Source organism: Stieleria magnilauensis (genome assembly GCA_007753675.1).
GTDB classification, from domain to species: Bacteria; Planctomycetota; Planctomycetia; order Pirellulales; family Pirellulaceae; genus Stieleria; species Stieleria magnilauensis.
The window spans coordinates 7,735,279-7,752,593 of the sequence record CP036432.1; the positions used below are offsets into that span (position 1 = coordinate 7,735,279).

General features: G+C 59.4%; 13 protein-coding genes. 8 read left to right on the top strand and 5 right to left on the bottom strand.

Annotation, left to right across the window (positions count from 1 at the left end; translation table 11 throughout):
* The first annotated feature begins 283 nt into the window (after window positions 1-283).
* Entirely contained in the window at window positions 284-1,816 is a 1,533-nt protein-coding gene (locus TBK1r_RS27455) for a sulfatase family protein (protein ID WP_145218097.1), read from the top strand.
* 2 nt (window positions 1,817-1,818) lie between these two features.
* On the opposite strand, the gene TBK1r_RS27460 is transcribed toward TBK1r_RS27455, so the two are convergent.
* Window positions 1,819-2,421 carry a hypothetical protein gene (locus tag TBK1r_RS27460; protein WP_145218100.1) on the bottom strand — a complete coding sequence of 201 codons (603 nt, stop codon included), beginning with the start codon at window positions 2,419-2,421 and terminating at the stop codon, window positions 1,819-1,821.
* 415 nt (window positions 2,422-2,836) lie between these two features.
* Between TBK1r_RS27460 and TBK1r_RS27465 the strand changes: the two genes are divergently transcribed.
* Window positions 2,837-5,152: a redoxin domain-containing protein gene (locus TBK1r_RS27465; RefSeq protein ID WP_419580458.1), complete on the top strand. Its 2,316-nt coding sequence runs from the start codon at window positions 2,837-2,839 to the stop codon at window positions 5,150-5,152.
* Between the two features lie 89 nt (window positions 5,153-5,241).
* Here TBK1r_RS27465 and TBK1r_RS27470 read toward each other — a convergent pair whose 3' ends face one another.
* Window positions 5,242-7,056, bottom strand: a complete 1,815-nt coding sequence (locus TBK1r_RS27470) for a phospho-sugar mutase (RefSeq protein ID WP_145218104.1) — start codon at window positions 7,054-7,056, stop codon at window positions 5,242-5,244.
* A 183-nt stretch (window positions 7,057-7,239) separates the two neighbouring features.
* Here TBK1r_RS27470 and glmM point away from each other — a divergent pair, with 183 nt between their 5' ends.
* Complete coding sequence (gene glmM / locus TBK1r_RS27475) at window positions 7,240-8,580, top strand: phosphoglucosamine mutase (protein ID WP_145218105.1); 1,341 nt, start codon at window positions 7,240-7,242, stop codon at window positions 8,578-8,580.
* A gap of 258 nt (window positions 8,581-8,838) precedes the next feature.
* Here the strand turns inward: glmM and TBK1r_RS27480 are convergent, their stop codons facing one another.
* The gene (locus tag TBK1r_RS27480) at window positions 8,839-9,240 is read right to left on the bottom strand and encodes a ComEA family DNA-binding protein (protein ID WP_419580459.1); all 402 of its coding nucleotides are present in this window, start codon (window positions 9,238-9,240) and stop codon (window positions 8,839-8,841) included.
* Window positions 9,241-9,428: 188 nt separating this feature from the next.
* Here TBK1r_RS27480 and nadC point away from each other — a divergent pair, with 188 nt between their 5' ends.
* From nadC to TBK1r_RS27495, 3 genes are all read left to right on the top strand, one after another.
* Window positions 9,429-10,358, top strand: coding sequence for a carboxylating nicotinate-nucleotide diphosphorylase (gene nadC / locus TBK1r_RS27485; RefSeq protein WP_145218109.1), 930 nt, complete (start codon window positions 9,429-9,431; stop codon window positions 10,356-10,358).
* A gap of 70 nt (window positions 10,359-10,428) precedes the next feature.
* Entirely contained in the window at window positions 10,429-11,898 is a 1,470-nt protein-coding gene (locus tag TBK1r_RS27490; RefSeq protein WP_145218111.1) for an undecaprenyl-phosphate glucose phosphotransferase, read from the top strand.
* 145 nt (window positions 11,899-12,043) lie between these two features.
* Entirely contained in the window at window positions 12,044-13,360 is a 1,317-nt protein-coding gene (locus TBK1r_RS27495) for a tetratricopeptide repeat protein (RefSeq protein WP_419580460.1), read from the top strand.
* A gap of 59 nt (window positions 13,361-13,419) precedes the next feature.
* On the opposite strand, the gene TBK1r_RS27500 is transcribed toward TBK1r_RS27495, so the two are convergent.
* Window positions 13,420-13,995 (bottom strand): hypothetical protein, encoded by a 576-nt coding sequence (locus TBK1r_RS27500; RefSeq protein ID WP_145218116.1) that lies wholly within the window; start codon window positions 13,993-13,995, stop codon window positions 13,420-13,422.
* A 138-nt stretch (window positions 13,996-14,133) separates the two neighbouring features.
* Complete coding sequence (locus TBK1r_RS27505; RefSeq protein WP_145218118.1) at window positions 14,134-15,033, bottom strand: hypothetical protein; 900 nt, start codon at window positions 15,031-15,033, stop codon at window positions 14,134-14,136.
* Window positions 15,034-15,478: 445 nt separating this feature from the next.
* Between TBK1r_RS27505 and TBK1r_RS27510 the strand changes: the two genes are divergently transcribed.
* Together TBK1r_RS27510 and TBK1r_RS27515 are read left to right on the top strand one after the other, a co-directional pair.
* Window positions 15,479-16,630, top strand: coding sequence for a glycosyltransferase family 4 protein (locus TBK1r_RS27510; RefSeq protein WP_145223102.1), 1,152 nt, complete (start codon window positions 15,479-15,481; stop codon window positions 16,628-16,630).
* Window positions 16,631-16,691: 61 nt separating this feature from the next.
* Complete coding sequence (locus TBK1r_RS27515; RefSeq protein WP_095740464.1) at window positions 16,692-17,297, top strand: lysophospholipid acyltransferase family protein; 606 nt, start codon at window positions 16,692-16,694, stop codon at window positions 17,295-17,297.
* Window positions 17,298-17,315: the final 18 nt, after the last annotated feature.

Below are 17,315 nucleotides of genomic sequence, written 5' to 3' on the forward strand. Positions count from 1 at the left end.
GCTCTTTGTTTGCGTCAGCGCGCGGGCGCAATACCGCTGAATCGACATTGATGGGTGCCGCTCGCGCTAGCGCGAACCGGCTGATGTCAATTGAGCATCAGCCGACTGGCGCGAGCCTACGGGCCCTGCGCTGGTCAAGACCTTGTCGATTTAGCGGAATAGGCCACGAGCCCTCGGGCTTTCCAGCTGCCACCGGCCCCACCGCGCTCGACGGTCTGGATTCGATTAGAATACCGAGTCTGCCATGGTTCCCCTCCTTTCTCGCCCCCCAAGCAAATTTCCGATGTCCGCACGAATTGCGTTTTCTCTACTCGTCGCACTGACTTCTTGGCTCTCCTTGACAACGGCAGGCCGCGCCGCCGAACGGAACGTCATCTTTATCATCACCGACGATGAGAGTCCGACGCTCGGCTGTTACGGCGACACGGCTGCGAGAACCCCGGCGATCGACGCGTTGGCTGCCGATGGCGTCGTTTTCCGAAACGCGTTTGCGACCACCGCGTCTTGCAGCGCCAGCCGAAGTGTGGTGATGAGCGGTTTGCACAATCACCGCAACGGACAATTCGGGCACCAACATCACTACCACAAATTCGCGTCGTTTCATGACGTCGTTTCACTCGCGCTGCCGCGCGTGATGCAGCGAGCCGGCTATCGCACCGGTCAGATCGGAAAGTACCACGTCGCTCCGGAGACGGTTTATCAGTTCGAAACCTACCTCAACGCGAATTCACGAAACGCCGTCGAGATGGCCGAGACGTCCAAAGCATTCTTGACCAATCGTGACGACGAACGGCCGTTCTTTCTGTACTTTGCGACGTCCGATCCCCACCGCGGCGGCGGGGTGGATCAGTCCAGCGAGCGAGAGCTGAAACCGAACCTGTTCGGGAACAAACCGAATCGCGGATCGTTCCCCGGTGTCAACGAAGTCTTTTTTGATCCTGCCGATGTGACCGTGCCGCCGTTCTTGCCCGATACGCCTGAAACGCGCGAAGAGTTGGCGCAGTACTACCAGTCCTGTTCGCGAGTCGACGCGGGGGTGGCGCGATTGGTCGAAATCTTGAAAGAGGCCGACTTGTTCGACAAAACCATGATCGTCTTCACCAGTGACCATGGGATGGCGTTCGCCGGTGGGAAAACGACCGTTTACGAAGGCGGATTACGGGTGCCGTTTGTCGTCCGCGATCCGTATCAAACCCGCCGCGGCGTCGAATCCCAAGCGTTGATCAGTCACATCGATATCACGCCCAGCCTGCTCGATTTTGCCGGCGGATTGGACGCCAAAACCAACGGCCCCAAGAACCCACTCAATCCCAACAAGTTCTGGAAAGAACGCGACGAGGCGCTGAAGGAGAATCGAAACGGAAACAAGCCGTTTGTTTCGTACCACGGCAAATCATGGATGCCTGTGTTGGCCGATCCGACGAAGCCGCATCATGAAACGATCATGGCCTCGCACACGTTTCATGAAATCCAGATGTACTATCCGATGCGCGTCGTCCGCGACAACGACTACAAATTGATCTGGAACATCGCCCACCCGCTTCCCTACCCATTCGCGTCGGACCTGTGGGCTGCCAGCAGCTGGCAAGCCCAATTGGCCAAGGGCGATGACGCGCCGTACGGGCAGATGACGGTCGGACGCTACGTGCAACGACCGGAGTTTGAGTTGTACGACATGCGAACCGATCCGAACGAGTCGACGAACCTGGCAACCAGTTCCGGTCACGCGGATGTCCTGGAAAAGTACAAAGCCAAACTGAAGGCGATGCAAAAGGAGTTTGACGACCCTTGGATTTTGAAATGGACCTATGAGTGAGCTTAGTGTTCATCGCTGATCTGCGCCGCTTGCCACATCTCGCAAAACTTTTCGGCGACGTACGGTTCCAACTTGTCGGCGAAGTCTTTTGGCAAGCTGTTGGCGCGGACCAACTGAATGACATCATCAAGGTCTCTGGGGCGATGCGGCGCCGTCATGCCACTGGCCAGCTTCAGCTCCAGTAGCGTCTTGAGCGAGACGAACGGAATTCCGTCCTCCTTGACTTCCGAGACCTGTTCCGGTTCGGGGAACGAAACCGGTTTGGGCAGCCCATCACCTGGGTAGCCACCGACAAGGAGCGCGTCGATATCGACCGCACACACGGCATCACGAAAGTTCTTGGAGCCTTCGAATTTATTGATCCAGCCGCGTCCGATGTAATGCGTTTTAAACTTTTCCAATTCTTCGGCGCGAATCAAAATGTTGATGTCGGCCGTCGTCCGCCGGTGGCCGTGCGCATTGGAGGCCATGGCGCCGGCGATCGCGAACGGGATTTTCAGCTCGCCAAGCGCCTTGGTCAGACGCAGCATGGCCTGGTGAATCGGTGATTTTCCCCTAAAGAATTGCCCCGCACGCTCGGCCACTTTGGAGATCGATTCTGTCATCGGTTTGCTGACGAAGGGAATGGAGCCGACGCTTCATCCTGAACCATCGCGCTGCGTCCATCAAGTCTGTTTCGTCGCCGCATGCCCGATCAGAGCCCAAACGGCGCCGGCATCCGTCGTGACATCGTCCCAACGCCCCGCAAAACGCCCACAGAATGGACTCATGGGATCAGCCGTCGAAAGCGAACCGAGCGACGGACAGACCCCCATGAGTCAGACAAGCCGGGGACCGATCCGGACCCGTTCAACACTGCTGGTAGCATTGATCGCGACCGATCGGACACCTCCGGTCAATTGGGGTTCGCGCCCTGGCCGTCACAGACGGTGCGGAGGGATTCGGTGCCGGTGGCGTCTGGATCGATTACAATTCGGGTCCCTCCGCCAATCCCACCACCCCACTGGCCCACATTCGAACATGATTCTTTTTCGCGTTTTCTGCGCCGCTGTTCTCGCCGGATCGACTTTTGCAGGTCTCCACGCCGCGGATGCCGCGGATGCCGCGGATGCTGCGGATGCTGCGGAGACCGATTCCGTTGCCGCCGGCCACAGCTACCACGGGGAAGCGTTTAACGAAGGCCCACGACAAGCCGCGGTGATGATGCCGGGGATGGCGCCGATCGAGTTTCCCACCTCGACCAAGTCCGAGGCGGCGCAAGGGTTCACCGAACAGGGAATCGCTCAGCTTCACGGATTCTGGTACCTGGAAGCCGAACGTTCGTTCCGCCAAGCCGCCAAGGAGGATCCCGAGCTGGCGATCGCGTACTGGGGAATGGCGATGGCCAATGTCAACAACGACGACCGGGCGCGAGGGTTTATCGACCAGGCCAAAGCGAAATCCGCCAAAAATACTTCGAATCGGGAAAAGCTGTACATCGACGCGCTCGATCGTTTCTTGCCCAAGCAGGACAAGGGCGACGGCAAAAAGGACGGCGAGTCGGCGAAAGACCAGAGGGACCGTGAGAAAGAAGAAAAGAAGAAACGCGGTGAACGTTACGTCGCCGATCTGGAAAAAATCTTGCACGAGTCTCCCGATGACATCGAAGCCAAAGCATTTCTCGTCGTCCAGCTTTGGATGGGCGACCGCTACGGTGTCAAACTGACCAGCCGTTATGCCGTCGACGCGTTATTGGGTGAAATCTTTGCCGCCAACCCGGCGCATCCCGCTCATCACTACCGAATTCACTTGTGGGATTCGGCACGCCCGGACAACGCACTCGTTTCGGCTGCCCAGTGCGGACCGGCCAGTCCAGGCATCGCGCACATGTGGCACATGCCCGGTCACATCTATTCCAAGCTGAAACGGTATTCCGATGCCGCCTGGCAACAAGAGGCTTCTGCGCGGGTCGATCATGCGCACATGATTCGCACGCGATTGATGCCCGACCAGATTCATAACTTTGCCCACAACAACGAATGGCTGGTTCGCAATCTGATTCACATTGGCCGCGTTGAGGACGCTTTGGATTTGTCACGCAATCTGGTGTCGTTGCCCCAGCATCCGAACTACAACTCGTTGGAGAAACGTGGCAGCCACAAGTATGGGCGTCAACGTCTGGTCCAAACGTTGACCCGTTTCGGGTTGTGGCAGAAATTAATCGATGAAATGGGCGGTCCGTCGTTGCTGCCGACCGATCATCAAGAGACCCGTCGCGATGAACTGGGATGGCTCGGCGTGGCACAATTCATGGCCGGGCACAAATCCGAAGGCGCAAAAACGCTTCGGCGATTGCAGCGCGAACGAATCGAATTGCAAAGCCGCCTGCTGGACGTGGCCGATCGCGACGGCACCGAGGCTGACACGTCAAAGGTTGACGATCCGAAGGAGTTGAAGAAAGAGTTGGATTCATTGCGAGCAGTGATCGCACGGGTCGCTGCGGCTGCCGCGGCCAAACGCAAGGACGTGGCGACGTTTAACAAGCATCTCAAGGCCGCAAAACTTGACGCGACGATGGAGGCTCAGTGGCTGGGGCTGGCCGGAGATCGCTCCGCCGGGATCAAAGCCGCCGAGCGGGCGGTCAAGTCGGGACCGTCCGAAGTGCTGCCGTTGGCGGTGCTGGTCGATTTGCTCTGGACGGACGGCAAGCAGGACGAGGCGAAAAAGCAATTTGTAACACTGCGAACCGTCGCCGCCGACGCGGATCTGGACACCCCGATCTTGGCCGGGCTGTCGGAGTTGGCGAAGTCGGTCGGAGCGGAGGGCGACTGGAGGAAGAAGCCCGAACCGGCGAGCGATCTCGGCCCGCGTCCTCCGTTGGACGAGTTGGGGCCGTTTCGATGGCAGCCTTACATGGCCGAATCGTGGCAAGCGAAAACGCCTGAGGGCGACGTCATCACGGACGTCGAGTTGGGCAACGGCCCCAAAGTCTTGATTTTTTATCTCGGTTTTGGATGCTTGCACTGCGTCGACCAACTGCACGCGTTCGCGCCGCATGTGGAAGCGTTTCGCAAGGCGGGTATCGATCTGGTCGGTATCAGCACCGAGACGACCGACGACCTGATCACGGGCATCAAAGCGTTCGACAAGAAGCTCGAGTTGCCCTTGTATTCTGATGGCGAGCAGCAAGTCTTCAAGACGTTTCGTTGCTGGGATGATTTCGAAGACCAGCCGTTGCACGGTACGTTTTTGATCGACGCGACCGGTCGCGTCCGCTGGCAAGACATCAGCTACGAGCCGTTCATGGACGCCGAGTTTCTGTTACAAGAATCGAAGCGTCTGTTGGAACTGCCGTAGCTGCCTACTGTGGCGTACGCTTCCAGCTTGCGTCGCTCATGCTTTGCCTGAAGCCCGATCGGCATGCACAGCATGCCCTACCTGAATGATCAGCTATTCTCTTTTGCAAAGGTTCGCATGTCGGATTCCAGCGATTGGAGTCGCTGACCGAGTTTGGTTGCGGCGGCGTCCAGGTCTTGCGACTCGTCGGCGGCCAATTTGGTGAACACATAGAGTTTGATCTTGGGTTCGGTGCCGCTGGGACGTGCGGCCACATAGTTGCCTGCTTCGGCCAGGTCCATGATGATCAGGTTGCCGACCGGACCGTCCAGCGGCGATTGTTCTCCCGTGGTGGTGTCGGTGGCGACGCTGTTGAGGTAATCGCGAACGCGTGTGACGGGGATCCCGGCCATCGACTTTGGCGGGGTTTCGCGGAACGCCTTCATCAGCCGTTGCATCGCGGCCATCCCCTCGCTGCCTTCCATCACCAGATTGATCAAGTATTCCTGGTGCAGTCCGTGAGTGCGATACAGTTCGGCGAGGTGGTCGTGCATCGACACGCCGCGTTGTTTCAGTTCGGCAGCCAGTTCGCTGAGCAGCATGCAGGCGACCGCGCCGTCTTTGTCACGACAATACTGTCCGACCAAGTAGCCGTGCGATTCTTCGGTTCCGAAGACGAACTTGTCGGGGCCGTTGGCGTCCATGGCTTCGGCGATGTACTTGAACCCGACCAACAGGTCGCTGATGCATTTGACGCCGTAGCTGTCGCACAGGCTGCGGATCAGTTCGGTCGTGACCAGGGTCTTGACGACGTAGTGGTCGGCTGACAGCGTGCCCGCTTCTTTGCGTTTGCCCAGGATGTAGTCGGCCAACAGGGCGCCGATTTGGTTTCCGTTGAACGTTCCCCACTCTCCCGAGGCATCCAGGGTCTTGGGGGCGGCGACACCCAATCGGTCGCAGTCGGGATCGGTGGCCAGGATCAGATCGAATCCGTTGGCTTTGGCATGTTCGATCGGCGCTTCGAAGACCGCTTTATTTTCGGGGTTGGAAACGTGTCCGGGGACGTTGGGAAAGTCACCGCTTTTTTCGGCGTGCGGTCCATAGACTTCGACGTCGGAAAAACCATCGGCGGCCAGCAACGGCATCACGGCTTCGGCACCGACACCGTGCAGCGGCGTGTACAGGATCCGAACGTCACGCGATCCTTCGAATGCCTGCTCGGAGGTGACTTTTAAGAACGCCTCGTCGATTTCTTGGGTGATCATTTCGACTTTTCCGTCGGCCAGTGCCTGGTCGAAGGGCGTGACGCGAATTTCTTCGCAGCTCATCACCCTGTCGATGATCGCCTTGTCGTGTGGCGGCAGCACTTGGGCGCCGCTGGACCAATAGACTTTGACGGCATTGTCGCTGGGCGGGTTGTGGCTGGCGGTGACCATGATGCCGCAATCGCACTGTTTGTAACGGACCGCGTACGACAGCTGCGGCGTGGCACGGTAGTCGTCCAGGAAATACACCTTGAATCCCGCCGCGACCATGATGCCGGCACACAGCTCGGCGAAGTGTCGCGATTTGTGCCGGGTGTCGTAGGCGATCACGCACGACAGGTCTTTTTGGCCCTTGTGGTATTCGACGACGTAGTCGGCCAGTCCCTGGGCACTTTCGCCGATCGTTCGGTCGTTGATGGCGTTGGAGCCGATCGGGTACATTCGGCCGCGGCGGCCGCCGGTTCCGAACGGGATAATGGTCCAGAACGCATCGTCGAGCGCTTGCCACTTTTCCTGGGCGATCTCGGCGGCGACCTGATCGCGGTACAGTGCATAGCGATCCTCGGTCAGCCAACATTGGATGTTCTCGACGGCAGTTTCGCTCAGTTTTCCGTCGGACGAGGCTTGTTTTGCGGCGGCCAGGGCATCGGTAGCGTTCATCAAGAGGGTGCCTGTGTTGAAGGGGAGAGGCAAAAACGTCTTCTTGTCGATTCTGTTGCTGGCGATTCTATTTGTTTTTTGATGTGCTTTGCAACGACCGGTGGTCCGAATGACCGGTCGGTCAAGTGCCATGGGCGGTAACGGCGCCTTGTCCCGAATCTCTAGCGCAATCGGAACCTTTGGATGAGCAATTTGATCATCAGTGTCAGCGGACTACGCGGAATTGTCGGCGAAACATTGACGCCCGTGGTCGCGGGCAGCTTTGTGGCGGCCTTCGCGGCGGAATTGCCTGCCGGCAGCATCATCGTCGGGCGAGACGGCCGCAGCAGCGGTCCGATGCTGCGGGACGCGATCGTCGCGTCGCTGCGGGCGTGTGGTCGCGACGTGATCGATGCCGATGTGGCGTCGACGCCGACCATCGGTGTGCTGGTGAAGCAAACGGGTGCCGCCGGGGCCGTCCAGATCTCCGCCAGCCATAACCCGCCGCCGTACAACGGCATCAAGCTGTTCGGCGGCGACGGGCGGGTGCTCGACGCGGTCACCGGCGCGAAAATCCGTGATGCGTATCTCAACGGGACCGCCGCCTGGTGTCCGTTCGACCAAATCGGAGACGCTCAAACGGAACCCGATCCACACGCGCCCCACCTGGAGGCTGTGCTGAAGACGGTGGACGTCGATGCGATCCGGGCGGCAAAGTTCCGCGTGCTGATCGACAGCAATCACGGGGCCGGAGGCTTGTTGGGTGTGCGACTGTTGACGGCGCTCGGTTGCGACGTGACCGCGTTGGGCGAGACACCCGACGGCCAATTTGAACATGTCCCCGAGCCGACCGCCGAGAATCTGGCCGGGGTCGCCGAAACGGTCGCCCAGTCGGGATGTGTGGTGGGATTCTGCCAAGATCCCGACGCCGATCGGTTGGCGTTGATCGATGGCGAGGGACGCTACATCGGCGAAGAGTACACGTTGGCGCTGTGTGTTCAACGCGCGCTGGCTGACGACGCCACTCGCGGTCCAATCGTGATCAACGGGGCCACCAGCGGAATGAGCGAGCGTTTGGCCGCGGCGGCCGGAGTTGCTGCCTATCGCAGTGCCGTCGGGGAAGCCAACGTCGCCGACAAGATGATCGCCAGCAAGGCGACCTATGGCGGCGAAGGCAACGGCGGACCGATCGACCCGCGTGTCGGTTACGTCCGTGATAGCTTTGTCGCCATGGCCCAGGTCTTGGATCTGATGGCGTCGACGGGAAAGTCGCTGGCGGAATTAGCCGATGCCCTGCCGAAACTGGCGATCTGTAAAGACAAAGCCGCGGTGTCGACCGATGGCTTGCCGGAGCTTTTTCAGAAACTGCGCGAAAAATACGCCGATGCCAGCGCCGACGAGAGCGACGGGCTGCGTCTGGCCTGGCCCGATCGCTGGTTGCTGGTTCGCGGCAGCAACACCGAACCGATCGTGCGGATGATCGCCGAAGCCGAGTCGGAGACCGACGCGCAAGCGTTGTGCGACGCGGCCAAGCGGCTGATCTGAAAACGATCTGCCGATGCACTGCAAGAGTCACCCTCCCTGGCAGCATTAGTATCTACAGATCTTTTGCATGTCAGATCGATTTTGAGTGGATGGTTTCGGCCAACGGCCCTTTACATCCATAGCCTTGGGCATCGCCCAAGTCCGCTGCCCTGGCAAAAAGGGTCGAGCGCAGCAAGGGGAGGGTCGAAACGTGAGAAACCAAAACCCGATCGTCGCGACGCCCGACGGGTCTCTCCGTCAGCCTAACGGGCAGCGATCTCATCGCTCGGCGAACAGTGTTTCCTGGTGCGGTGCGATTGTCTCGACGATCGGCAGGCAATGCGGGGCGATTTCTTGGATCGTTTTGGGGCCGATCCCAGGCACGCGTTGGAGATCGTCGAGTGAAAGAAATGGGCCATTCGTTTGTCGGTCCTCCAAAATCCGCTCGGCGGTCCGCGGCCCGACGCCCGGCAACAGCATCAATTCGTGCACGGCGGCGCGATTGAGATCGACTTGGAAGGGATGCAGCGTGATAGGAGACTCGTCGTGGTGGCGACCTCGGGCCGCCCAACCCGAATACAACGCCAATCCGACGATTGCGATCAATGACAGCGCACGGGTCGCGTTCTGAATGGCCGGATGAAGCAGCGATGGTAAACTCTTGTTCGTTTCAGCGTTCATCCGCATTCGCCTTTTTGGCGTCTCCTGCGGCGCCTGCTTGGACGCCGCCACTGTGTCGCGTTAGAGTTTCTGCCACCGCCTTCATGTTTTTGCATCGTTGCGTGAGCCGCAAGGCGCCAGGAGTGGTCTGCCGTCGACTTTCGCGAAATAGATGTTGCTAGCGTTTTTCCCAACCCCACCAAACCGTCATGTCCGATTACGTCACCGTCACCCCCGATTCGTCCCTCGAGAACGACACCCGCTTGCTAGTTCGACTGGCGATCGCCGAGGACCTCAGCGATTCGGTCGACTGGACCAGTGTTTGCATGGTCGATGATGAGCAACGTGGCGGGTGTGAAATCGTGCCGCGGGAATCGGGCGTCTGTGCCGGGTTGGCGATCTTGCCGTGGATCGTCGATGAATTCGAAGCCGACCTAGAATTGGAAGTGCTCTCGGACGATGGCAGCGCGTTGGTTCCCGGACAAGCGATCGCGCGGTTGCGTGGGAATGTCCGCGACTTGCTGACCAGTGAACGGACCATTTTGAATCTGCTGTCCCGTCTGTGCGGCGTGGCGACGCAAGCCAAAACGTACGTCGATGCGATCGCCGGGGCAAAGGCGTCTGTTTTTGACACCCGGAAAACGACGCCCGGTTGGCGGTTGTTGGAAAAGTACGCCGTGGTTTGTGGCGGCGGTCGCAATCATCGTCGCGGGCTGTACGACGGATTTCTGATCAAGGACAACCACTTGCAACTCGGTGGTACCGCTGGCCAGCCGATGTCGCCTCGGGAAGCGGTCGAAAAAGCGTTGAAGTGGCGTGGCGGTCAGGTCCAGCGAATGACGGCCCCGTCGATCGTCGAGATCGAAGTCGACACGCTGGATCAATTGCGTGATGTTCTGTCGGCCGGCCCCGATATCGTCTTGATCGACAATTTCTCACTCGATGACATTCGAGCCGCCGTTGCGCTTCGCGATCAATTGAATCCCAACGTCGAATTGGAAGTTTCCGGTAACGTTACGATCGACACCATCGCTGCCATTGCTGCGACCGGTGTGGAACGCATCAGCAGCGGCGCGTTGACGCACCAAGCGACGTCGTTGGACCTGGGGCTGGATTGGTACGACGCAGCAGCGAGCTAGGCTTCCAACGAGACTCCGATCGGGTCTCGTTTCGATACGCCGCCCCTGTCCTGTCCAGACCTCGCTCGCCATGCCTGAACGTTCTTTCGACAAACACTCGTCCATCGCGGGTGAACGCCACCCGTTGGATTTGCTGCAACCGACCCTCGATGCGTTCTCCATTTTGGGGGCGCTGTATGCGGTCAAAATCGTGGCGCGAGGCTGGATGGACGATGCGGGAATCGTGCTCGGCTTGCTGGCCGTGATCATTTTCCTGATCCTGTCCAAGATCACCGGGCTGGCGCGAACGCGTGACCGTGGCAACGCGGACTATGAAATCACCGCGATCATGATCACTTGGGTGATGACGGTGATGTCACTATCGGTGATCGGATTTGCGACGCGTTATGGTGAGGTGTTTGCCCGCAGCGTGATGTTCACCTGGGCGATTCTGGCGCCGATGACGGTCGCGCTTTGCCGGATGTTGTTGCGGATTGTCCAGCAGTCGGCCAAACGTCGTGGATACGGGACGCGTCGGGTGGCGATCGCCGGGCTCAACACGCTCGGTCGACAAACGGCCCAGAACATCGATGCCGAGCCCGCACTCGGGTTCAACCTGGTCGGATTCTTTGACGATCGCGTCGAAGACCGCCCCTCGTTGTCCGTTTCGGACATGAAAGACAAACTCGCCGCGGACAGCGGTGACGGTGAGTCACACGACGAGGCCACTCTGTCGGGAAACCTGAGTGAATTGGTCGATCAATGTCGCGCCGGACAGATCGACACCGTGATGGTGACCTTGCCGATGCGCGCCGAAGATCGCATCCGATACCTGCTGGACCAACTCAGCGATTCGACAGTCTCGGTCTACATCGTTCCCGATTTTTTCGTGTTCGAATTGCTGCACTCTCGCTGGACCAACATGGGCGGCTTGCCCGCGGTCAGCGTGTTCGAGAACCCGTTGTTCGGCGTCGATGGTGCCTTGAAACGCATCGCCGACGTGGCGATCGCATCGGCAGGCTTGCTGGTCGCGGCGATTCCCATGATGTTGATTGCGTTCGGAATCAAGCTGACCAGCAAAGGTCCCGTTTTCTTTCGGCAAAAACGATACGGTTTGGACGGGAAAGAAATTCTGGTCTGGAAGTTTCGCTCGATGCGAACGTGCGACAACGGGCCGGTCGTCAAACAGGCGACCAAGGGCGATCCACGCATCACACCGCTGGGCGGCATCTTGCGAAAAACCAGTCTGGACGAGTTGCCGCAACTGTTCAATGTGATCGAAGGCACGATGTCGTTGGTCGGCCCACGGCCCCACGCGACCGCCCACAACGAACAGTATCGAGGATTGATTCGCGGGTACATGCTGCGGCACAAGGTCAAGCCGGGCATCACCGGGCTGGCACAGGTCAACGGTTGCCGCGGCGAAACCGAGACGATCGAAAAGATGGAGCAGCGGATTCAATGGGACCACCAATACATTCGACGCTGGTCGATGTGGCTGGATCTGAAAATTCTGTTCAAGACCGTGCTGGTGGTCTGGAAACAGGACACCGCGTATTAGCCCGCGTATTAGCCCGAGTACTCGTCTGAAATCGCCTCCAGACAAGACGCTCATGTGCGTGGAGCGGGTGTGGCCCCCCTCACGCGGATCTTTGATACACTGACGGTCGAACACAGGTCGATTACACCGTCAAGTGAGTCGTGTCGTGGCAACATCGGAACCGTCTTTGGCGTCGGCAATTGAGTCCTTGGGGCAAGGTGATTTCACGGAGGCGGAAAGCATTTGCAATCGCCTGCGGGCAACCGATCCCGAAAACGCCAAAGTCTGGCATCTGTCGGGGATCGTGTACGCACAGCAGAACGAATTGGCCGAGGCGACCGAGTGCTTTCAGAAAGCGATTCAGCTCCGCGACGATGTCGCGATCTATCACTACAACCTCGGCCTGGCCTGTCAAAACCTGATGGACCGTGACGGAGCGCTGCAAGCGTATCGGGCCGCGGTAGCGATCCAGCCGGAGTTCCTCGAAGCCCAGAACAACTTGGGGAATTGTCTGATCGACCTGGGCGAAACCACCGCTGCGGTCGACCATTTCCGGGAGCTCGGAAACGAGTTTCCCGACGAGAGTATCGTTCACTACAACCTGGCCAACGTGTTGCAGGACGCGGGCGAGTACAACGATTCGATCGACGAGTTTCGACGGGCGATCGAATTGGATCCGGATTTCGCCAGCGCGCGCGAAAACCTCGGCCGCGCACTTTCAGACGTCACCCGTTATGACGAAGCGTTGGAGGTGTGGAGGGCGTGGTTGGAACATGATCCCGACAACGCCGTCGCGCGACACATGGTCGCTTCGATCACCGGCGAAGGGGCGCCCGAGCGATGTGACGACGATTACGTCCGCGAGACCTTCGACGAGAACTTTGCAAAGTCCTACGAGAAACAATTGCAGCGAATCCAGTACCGGGTGCCGGAGTTGGTGGCTCAAGCGATCCAGTCGATCGGGATCGATGGGAGAGAGCTGGACGTGTTGGATGCCGGATGCGGCACCGGTTTGTGTGCCGAGGCGTTGCGACCGTTGGCCCGGCATCTGGTCGGCGTCGATCTGTCCGACGACATGTTGCAAGAAGCCAAGAAGCGGAACACCTATGACGAGCTTTACGAGCGTGAGTTGACGCAGTTTCTGATGTCCGGCGCCGGCCCCTTTGACTTGATCGTTTGCGGCGACACGCTGTGCTACTTCGGAGCGTTGGACGATGTCTTGTCCGGATTTTACAAGTGCCTGAAGCCGAATGGGAAGTTGGTCGTTACCGTTGAACGGATTGACCCAGAGGAGGAAACCAGCGAGCAAGTGTTTGAGTTGCAACCACACGGTCGCTACCGTCATCGCGAAATTTACATCCGCGACACGCTTTCCCAAGCCGGCTTTGATGCCATCAACATTGATATCGATACGCTGCGACTGGAACGTGGACGCGACGTCGTCGGTATGGTTGTCAGTGCGACGCGTCCGTCCATGGAATGACCGGCTCGCTCCAGACACTCCAACAGGCCTGGTCGGCGTCCAGCGGCGAGGCCTTTACGCTACCGCCTTCGTCTCCGCCGCAATCCCAACGAGGTTCCCAGGGCCACGAGTAGAAACCCTGAAGACGCTTCCGGAATCGCAGTGATGGTGCTGGTCTGGAAGGTAAACGCGTAGCCGAACGTTTCGAACTGTGTTTCTTGCAGCCAAATCGTGTAGTCGCCAGGACCGAGCGGCGCTGAAATTCCTAACGTGTCCGGCGCGAACGGATCGTCGTTGGTCAGCAAGTTGTCGTTCGCTTGCGAGCTGCTGATCAGTCGCGCCGTCAGCATGGTGTTACTTTCGGTCGGACTGATTTGAGTCCCTTCGGAGATTGCGAGAAAGTGTCGATCGCCGTCGACAGAAAGCAGGATCGAATCGAGGGCCAGATTCGTATCAACCGTGAACGTAAAAATGTCGATGTCACTTCGTTGGGCGTTCTCGATGAATCCGGCGACCAAACTTTCACCGAGAGGCAGCGATCCGAGCACTGTCGGGGCGGAATGAGTGTCGCTTAAATCTGTTCCCAGATCACCGAACTCCTCCAGATAAAAATTAACGGGATCTGCAACCGAAGTCGCGGCGAGACCGCAGCTCATTGCGGCCAAAAGCATGAAACGTAACATTTGAATAAGCGACCAACGACGAGAGGAGAATGGAGGATCGATCCCAGGTCAGGTCAACAGAGTATAGCCACCCGGCGTGGCCACGCCAAAGAATGGCCGGCGAATCGTTGATCAAAACCTGGGCGAGGGACGCCGCCATTGCAGGTCGCTGTCGCCACTGGTGGTCGTGGACGGAAAGGGTTCGGTCGACGGCAGGGTCGCGCTGTTGGGACGGCCGGCGGTTTGCACGTTCGAGCGGTCGCCAAAACTGGTCGCGTCCGAAAAGCCGTTCGCCGTTCGGACAAAGGTCGAGTTGGTCGGCTGACCGAAGCCCGGTTGGCTGTTGGGAAACTGGTTGCTCTGCGTCTGGGGGGCCGTCTGTGGATAGGGTGCGGACGCGGGGAACGCTCCGGCACCGGGGCGGTTCTGCGGAGGAACATAGCCGGGGGGGTAAGGGGCATGCGTCAAGTCGATCACCTGCATCCCTCCCGCACGAGGGCTGGCCGCCGGATCTGCCGTCGGGGTTGCTTGGTTTGCCGGGGACAGTCGCGGATCGACTCCGTTTCCGAATCCGTTGTTGCCTTGCGATGCGTCGCCGATCCAACCCGTTTGACGGACGCCACTGCCCGATCCCACGCCGCCGGCGTAGGCGGCCGGTGCACTCAGGTCGGTCAAACCACGCGTCATTCCGTTGGAGCCCAGCGTGGCTCCCGAAGGTGATGGACCGTTGGGGACTGATCCGCCGGGGGCGTAGTTACCCGTCGGGGCACCATAGGTGGAGGGTGCGCCGTAGTTGCCCGGCGAGCGATAGGATCCCGTGGGCGGCGGGGGCACGCGGGTGGGGGCTCCAAACGTTCCGATGCCCGAGGTCGGCTGAATCGGTGACAGCGTCGCGGTGCCTTGAACAGGCGACAGCGGTGAGAGCAGCGACGAGCCGCCGAGCGGCGAGACGGGCGTACTGGTCGTGTTGCGGCAGCCCGCCATGACCAGCAACGCCCCTGCGGTCAGCAGCACGCGGGTCAATGTGGTCATTGGGACTGTCCCCAAACGTCTTGGATTGTTTCGTCGCATGATCGGAAAGCCTGTGCGGAAAAGAAAATGCACCACGGCTTTAACAAAACGACAGATTTTGTTGAAAGTCCAACCAACGCGAAAACCTGGTTTTTCGGCCTGAAATCCGTAGAACCGTTAAAGTTCGCGTGAATCGGGGGGCCGAATCGTGTCGGCCTTGCGACGCGTCGGGATTCGTACGCCGCATGAAAGTCCGTGAGGTAAACCCTAAACAGTGTTCGCTTGTGATCCCAAACCACAGGTGGGAAGCCGATTGCCCGGTGATGACACCGCCATCGATTGACCGCGTTTGCCAGCTCGCCCCTCGCCGTCATCGCAGTTCCCCATTTATCAATAGACCAACCCCATGATGTTTCGTCGTAGGTGGAGAAGTGGTCCGCCACCACAACCCCACCGCCCCTTGCGGATGCAGTTTGTGATCACCAGCATGCCGGTCGGCGGTGCCGAGACGTTGTTGGTCAACCTGCTGCGGCGGATGGATCGCAGTGTGGTCTGTCCGGAAGTGATTTGTTTGAAGCAGCCGGGCCCACTGGGCGAGGCGATTGCCGATGAGTTTCCCGTGCACAGCCAGTTGATCGGCGGCAAATATGACGTCAGCGTGCTGTTCCGGCTGGTTCGGCTGATGCGGCGGCGTCAGACCGATGTGGTGATCACCGTTGGTGCGGGCGACAAAATGTTCTGGGGGCGTCTGGCCGCCTTCCTGGCCGGAGTGCCTGTGATTGCGTCGGCGCTGCACAGCACCGGATGGCCCGACGGCGTGGGGCGTTTGAATCGAACCTTGACGCCGTTGACCGATGCCTTCATCGCGGTGGCCCAATCACACGGCGAATTCTTGCATCAGTTCGAAGGCTTTCCCCAGGGCAAGGTCCACGTGATTCGCAATGGGGTGGATTGTGAACGGTTTGGACCCAATGAAGCCTATCGCCGGGAGGTGCGTGAGGAATTGAAGCTCGATCCGGGCGCGCAGCTGGTGGGCATCGTGGCGGCACTTCGCAGCGAAAAAAATCATTCGCTGTTGGTTCGCGCCGCGGCGCAACTGCGTGATCGTCATCCACAGTTGCATTGGTTAATCGTCGGTGACGGACCCGAGCGTGGTGCCATCGAACGGCTCGCCGAAGCGCTTCAGGTGGCGGATCGAATTCACCTGTTAGGAACACGTCACGACACACCGCGGCTGCTTTCGGCGTTGGACGTCTTCACGTTGTGTTCGCTCAATGAAGCCTCGCCGGTCTCGATCCTGGAAGCGTTTGCCTGCGAAGTGCCGGTGGTGGCGAGCGACGTCGGCTCAGTCGGCGAGACCGTCATCGACGATCGCACCGGCCGTCTGTTCGCATCCGAAGATCTCGATGCGATGTCCCAGGCGATCGAGCAACTGCTCGGCGATCCGGCGCTGCGGCGTCGCATGGGCCAGGCCGGACGGGACTTGGTGCTTCGTACCGGATCGCTCGAGTCGATGGTTGCCGGCTATCAAAATCTGGCCACGTCGCTCTATGACCGAGCCTGCCCACAACAAGCCCCGGTTGCCAAAGCGGACCCGGCGGTCATGCGGTCGCAGTAGGCCGGTCGGAGTCAGGCTGCGACCACTTATTCTCGCTGCAAACGATGATTAGACTTGGGGCATGACCCTCACTAGTCATGTCATCGTTCTGTTGGCGAAGCTGTTTAGCGGCTTCACCGTGCGCTGGGTGGATTGTCAGCCCGACACCTGTCAGCGCATCTATTTTGCCAATCACACCAGCCATTTGGATGCGGTGGTGTTGTGGTCTGCGCTGCCCAAAGAAATCCGTGCGGTCACCCGCCCCGTGGCGGCCAAGGACTATTGGAGTTCTGGCTGGGTCAAGCCGCACATGGCGGCCAGTTTCAACGCGCTGTTGATCGACCGCAAGGAGATCAAGGTGCACCGCAGTCCGATCGATATCATGCTGGAAGAAATGGGGGACATTTATTCGCTGATCGTGTTTCCCGAAGGCGGACGCAGTGCCGGCGACGAAATGGGCGAATTCAAAAGCGGGCTATATTACATGGGCAAGAAACGTCCCGATTTGGAGCTGGTGCCGGTTTACATCGACAACGTCAATCGGATTTTGCCGCGGGGCGAAGTGTTGCCGGTGCCGCTGTTGAGTTGCATCACGATAGGGGCGCCGATTTTCCTGGAGGCCGGCGAGCCGAAAAACGCGTTCCTGAAGCGTGCCAAAGAGGCAGTTCAGCGGTTGAAGGATCTGTGAGGCGGATGCCGCGCGATG

Bases quoted from the DNA above. Each gene is read 5' to 3' on its own strand.
- TBK1r_RS27455 (WP_145218097.1), top strand. From the start codon at position 284: ATGTCCGCACGAATTGCGTTTTCTCTACTCGTCGCACTGACTTCTTGG.
- TBK1r_RS27460 (WP_145218100.1), bottom strand. From the start codon at position 2,421: ATGACAGAATCGATCTCCAAAGTGGCCGAGCGTGCGGGGCAATTCTTT.
- TBK1r_RS27465 (WP_419580458.1), top strand. From the start codon at position 2,837: ATGATTCTTTTTCGCGTTTTCTGCGCCGCTGTTCTCGCCGGATCGACT.
- TBK1r_RS27470 (WP_145218104.1), bottom strand. From the start codon at position 7,056: ATGAACGCTACCGATGCCCTGGCCGCCGCAAAACAAGCCTCGTCCGAC.
- glmM (WP_145218105.1), top strand. From the start codon at position 7,240: ATGAGCAATTTGATCATCAGTGTCAGCGGACTACGCGGAATTGTCGGC.
- TBK1r_RS27480 (WP_419580459.1), bottom strand. From the start codon at position 9,240: ATGAACGCTGAAACGAACAAGAGTTTACCATCGCTGCTTCATCCGGCC.
- nadC (WP_145218109.1), top strand. From the start codon at position 9,429: ATGTCCGATTACGTCACCGTCACCCCCGATTCGTCCCTCGAGAACGAC.
- TBK1r_RS27490 (WP_145218111.1), top strand. From the start codon at position 10,429: ATGCCTGAACGTTCTTTCGACAAACACTCGTCCATCGCGGGTGAACGC.
- TBK1r_RS27500 (WP_145218116.1), bottom strand. From the start codon at position 13,995: ATGAGCTGCGGTCTCGCCGCGACTTCGGTTGCAGATCCCGTTAATTTT.
- TBK1r_RS27505 (WP_145218118.1), bottom strand. From the start codon at position 15,033: ATGACCACATTGACCCGCGTGCTGCTGACCGCAGGGGCGTTGCTGGTC.
- TBK1r_RS27510 (WP_145223102.1), top strand. From the start codon at position 15,479: ATGCAGTTTGTGATCACCAGCATGCCGGTCGGCGGTGCCGAGACGTTG.
- TBK1r_RS27515 (WP_095740464.1), top strand. From the start codon at position 16,692: ATGACCCTCACTAGTCATGTCATCGTTCTGTTGGCGAAGCTGTTTAGC.